The following is a 4,010-nucleotide window of genomic DNA, read 5'->3' on the forward strand; positions in this document are numbered from 1 at the left end:
TCCGCCACTTATTCAGAGTTTCAGCTCTTTAAAACTGAGATAGGGAGATAGGGGTGTAGCTCCAATTGGCAGAGCAGCGGATTCCAAATCCGCGTGTTGGGAGTTCGAATCTCTCCACCCCTGCCATATTTAAGGCTCTAGTCGAAAGACTAGAGCCTTTTTGCTTTCTATCTATCCATATTTTACTTCGAAGACTGTTTTTTAAAAGAGCCAGATCTTGCCAGTACTTTATTTATCACAGATGTTCTGTAGATAGACGTTTTTCTATGTGAGCCACTTTAAGCCCCCTCTCTATACCCTCTGAATCCACAATAAGCTCAGATCATAGTCCTGCTAGATACATTACAAATGGTATAGGCTGGTGTTCTGTACCCTTACTGATCGTTTTAATTTCATTCCAAACTCAATGAACGAATTAAAGCCCCTGGACTTACTGGTACTTCATTGAAGATAGTTCGATCTTTTGTCTTAGCCCCACAATATCTATTCCTAAGTATATTGAACTGACAAGAACCTCACTTCCCAATATACCTATCTTCACTTACTACACATCGAAACCTTATCTATTTGCGTATCTAGGGCATATCTGAGCCAGTACTGGGAGTGGTTATGGGGTAATGTTAGGTGTATTCCAACTAACGCCGCTCTAAGGGCTTACGGGTAATATGTAGAGCAATCTTCTCTTTACTTCTTATGCAGATAGAGAGATTTTCTATTAAATGAACAAATGCTATTTCAGTTTGAAATGACGAAGAACAGATTAACCTACAACGAAGCCTTAGAGCATCAAACAACCGGTAAACTTAAGGTGTTTTCAATAATTGGTAGTTAATTGTGATAAGTCTTTCTGTAAAGTCGGCTACCTTTCGTTTTTACATAAGCTTCAGCTGCTGTATTTGAAGCTTAGTTGACTTTAGAGCCTTTAATCTCCAAAAGTAATTAGGCAAGTATCGAACAATCACTTTATCAAAACCGACCAGATCTTCGAATTATACTGCGCTTAGATTAGCGAGCTGATATTAGATAGGTATTTTTCTTTCAAGCTTACTCAAATTCAATATGATAGGTTATTAGCTAGATTGTAGTGATCCTTTAATTGCGAGGGTTTTAATAAGTATATGTGGCTCGAGGAATACATGATTCTAGCAATGTTCTCTCTTAGATAACGTTCAATATTTACTTTTAATATCAACATAATCAGTTAATTACACCTCAGTAGTAAGGTTTCTTTATTATACTAAAAAAATTGGTCCCCTTTGTTATGCGGTAGTAACAAAGTTCGAGGTAAGAGTGGTGCGGCTAAGTATTGCTTAGGTGAAAATCTAGATATAAAGAACGAGAGAGGAATAGTTCAATTATTACAAGGTTTAGAGCTTTGTATGAGGTTGTGAAGCTAAGTTTTACTTTTTGGTTATGAATGCTAATATTTTTTCTGGAGTGCTGAGGGGCTCTTGGATACGTTTGTGTGTGAGAGTGTTTGAAGTGATGGTAAGTGTCGTAAATGCAAAAAAGCCTCATCAAATGATGAGGCCTTTTTTAATGTGGCTCCCCTTGCAAGACTTGAACTTGCGACATACGGATTAACAGTCCGCCGTTCTACCAACTGAACTAAAGGGGAATTGATGGTTTTATCTCTCATCAAGAGAGTGGTGCCGACTACCGGAATCGAACTGGTGACCTACTGATTACAAGTCAGTTGCTCTACCTACTGAGCTAAGTCGGCATCATGTATCAATAAGCTTATGCTTAATGATTRACTTGGCTCCCCTTGCAAGACTTGAACTTGCGACATACGGATTAACAGTCCGCCGTTCTACCAACTGAACTAAAGGGGAATTGTTCTCAAAGCTTTAAAGAAATGGTGCCGACTACCGGAGTCGAACTGGTGACCTACTGATTACAAGTCAGTTGCTCTACCTACTGAGCTAAGTCGGCACATAATATTTCTTTGTGCTTTACTGTTGTTGTCTAAGACACCAACAAATAAATTGTGGTGCCCGGAGGCGGAATCGAACCACCGACACGAGGATTTTCAATCCTCTGCTCTACCGACTGAGCTATCCGGGCGACGAGGTGTATTAAACGTGTTTTCGCGTTCTGGGTCAACATTAAATTGCAAAAAAAGTATCGTTTGATGTTTTTCTATACTTAGTGGGGTGTTTTTATCCATTTTCGATAAAAAAGCGTTATAGCGTATGACCTAATCAGTATTTTCTTTAGCATTAAGTGTGGAGAAAGTGTGCAGATATAAAAAAAGCACGTATAAAAACGTGCTCTTTATTTTTAGAAGGGACTCTATTCTAGTGCTTAACCTCGAATTTGTTTACCCATGCTTCAAGTTCGTTGGAAAGTGAGGCCAATGTTTGTGTGCTGTTATGACTTTCTGTTACGACGCTACTCAGTTGATTACCGCTTTCTTCGATCATATTGATACGCTTCGAAATATCGTCCCCGACTTCTGTTTGCTCCGCAGCAGCTGTCGCTATCTGATGGCTCATTGAAGATATAGACTCCAAGGCTACAACTATTTGTTGTAGTGCCTCTGAAGCGTTCTGGGATTCCGTAACGGTGCTTTCACTTGTTTCAGCACAAACTTCCATTGTCTTAATTGCGTTGCGCGAGCCTTCTTGCAAATTATTGATCATTTGCTGAATCTCTTTAGTGCTGTCTTGAGTTCGACCAGCTAGGTTCCTTACCTCATCAGCAACAACAGCAAAGCCTCGTCCTTGCTCCCCCGCGCGTGCTGCTTCAATTGCTGCATTGAGAGCGAGTAGGTTGGTTTGCTCAGCTATGTCACCAATTACATCAAGAACTTTCACAATGTTGTTTACGTCATTATCTAGATTAGCTACAGCAGTGCTGGCTGTACCGAGCTGACCTGCTAACCCCTGGATATTATTTACAGTGTTATGGATCAATTGTTGGGTGTGCTGACTTTGCTTATCTGCTTCGTCAGTATTTCTCGCTGTGTCACTTGCTGAATCAGCAACGTTGTTTGCAGAAGAGGCCATTTCTGTCATTGCTGTAGCTATCATTTCGGTTGACTGCTGCTGAGTATCCGTTAATTGAGCAATAGACCCTGCTCGATCTTCAACGCTGCTCAGCTCTTGTCTAAGCGCTAGCATAGATGAGTTGAGGTTAGTAACTAACTTGGCTAATGATTTACTCATACTTTGCACTGCTTGGTAGATACTTCCAGGAACCGCTTCAGATTCGAAAGATGTTTGGATCTTACCTTGAGCAACAGCTTGTACCGCATTTCTTACATCATTTGGCTCACCGCCCAATAACGTTAAGATTCGCTTGATAGACACGACTAGGCTACCCAGGATTGCTGCTGCGATAAGAGCACATAGGAATAGCTGCCATTGAGCAGTAGACCAGAAACGAGCGTTTACTTCATTAAACCCGATACCTGTACCTACAACCCAACCCCAATGCGGTGTTTTTTCAGCGATAGAGAGTTTCTCTTCAATACTCCCGTCTGGTAGCTTTTGAGTCCAAGTGTACTCAACGATTTGTCCGGTTGTGTTGCCTATGACTCGTTGAATTAGTTGACCAACACTTTTGCCATCGCCGTCTTTAAAGTCATTAAAGCTAGTGCCGTGTAGTTGTGGATCTAGAGGTGTGGCAACGAAAGTCATGTTTTCGTCTGCAACATAAACATATTCATTATCTTTATAGATATTGTTACGAAGTAGGCGGGTTGCCAGTTGCTTGGCTTGCTCTTCTTCAAGAGTACCGTCAATCGCCATCTTTTCGACTTCGGTTAATATGCTGTAGGCACTTTTGAATAGCTCAGTTACGCGAGCCTTATTGTCCATATTACTGGCAACACGCRAAGTCCATAGACCCGTAGCTGTTAGTGCGAGTAGAGCGACTAATATAATTGTAGAGAGTAAATATGCTTGGGTTTTTAATTTCATATGACCTCACAGATCAAGCRAGTAAAGCTATTGATAAATGAATTATTATAAATTCACATTATCTTAATCTAACTAGTATAGAAC

The 4,010-nt window shown here is 40.6% G+C and carries 1 protein-coding gene and 6 tRNA genes; 1 reads left to right on the plus strand and 6 read right to left on the minus strand.

Annotated elements, in window-relative coordinates; translation table 11 throughout:
* Positions 1-49 precede the first annotated feature (49 nt).
* Positions 50-126 (plus strand) — tRNA-Trp (locus L4C33_RS20245).
* Between the two features lie 1,416 nt (positions 127-1,542).
* On the opposite strand, the gene L4C33_RS20250 is transcribed toward L4C33_RS20245, so the two are convergent.
* The 6 genes from L4C33_RS20250 to L4C33_RS20275 all read right to left on the minus strand — a co-directional run bounded on the left by L4C33_RS20250 (position 1,543) and on the right by L4C33_RS20275 (position 3,926).
* Positions 1,543-1,618, minus strand: a tRNA-Asn gene (locus L4C33_RS20250).
* Between the two features lie 29 nt (positions 1,619-1,647).
* Positions 1,648-1,723, minus strand: a tRNA-Thr gene (locus tag L4C33_RS20255).
* A 36-nt stretch (positions 1,724-1,759) separates the two neighbouring features.
* Positions 1,760-1,835 (minus strand) — tRNA-Asn (locus L4C33_RS20260).
* A 24-nt stretch (positions 1,836-1,859) separates the two neighbouring features.
* A tRNA-Thr gene (locus tag L4C33_RS20265) sits at positions 1,860-1,935 on the minus strand.
* Between the two features lie 56 nt (positions 1,936-1,991).
* Positions 1,992-2,067 (minus strand) — tRNA-Phe (locus tag L4C33_RS20270).
* Between the two features lie 233 nt (positions 2,068-2,300).
* Entirely contained in the window at positions 2,301-3,926 is a 1,626-nt protein-coding gene (locus L4C33_RS20275; protein ID WP_428814203.1) for a methyl-accepting chemotaxis protein, read from the minus strand.
* Positions 3,927-4,010: the final 84 nt, after the last annotated feature.

This window comes from Vibrio makurazakiensis (genome assembly GCF_050337375.1).
In the GTDB taxonomy this organism is placed as follows: domain Bacteria; phylum Pseudomonadota; class Gammaproteobacteria; order Enterobacterales; family Vibrionaceae; genus Vibrio; species Vibrio makurazakiensis.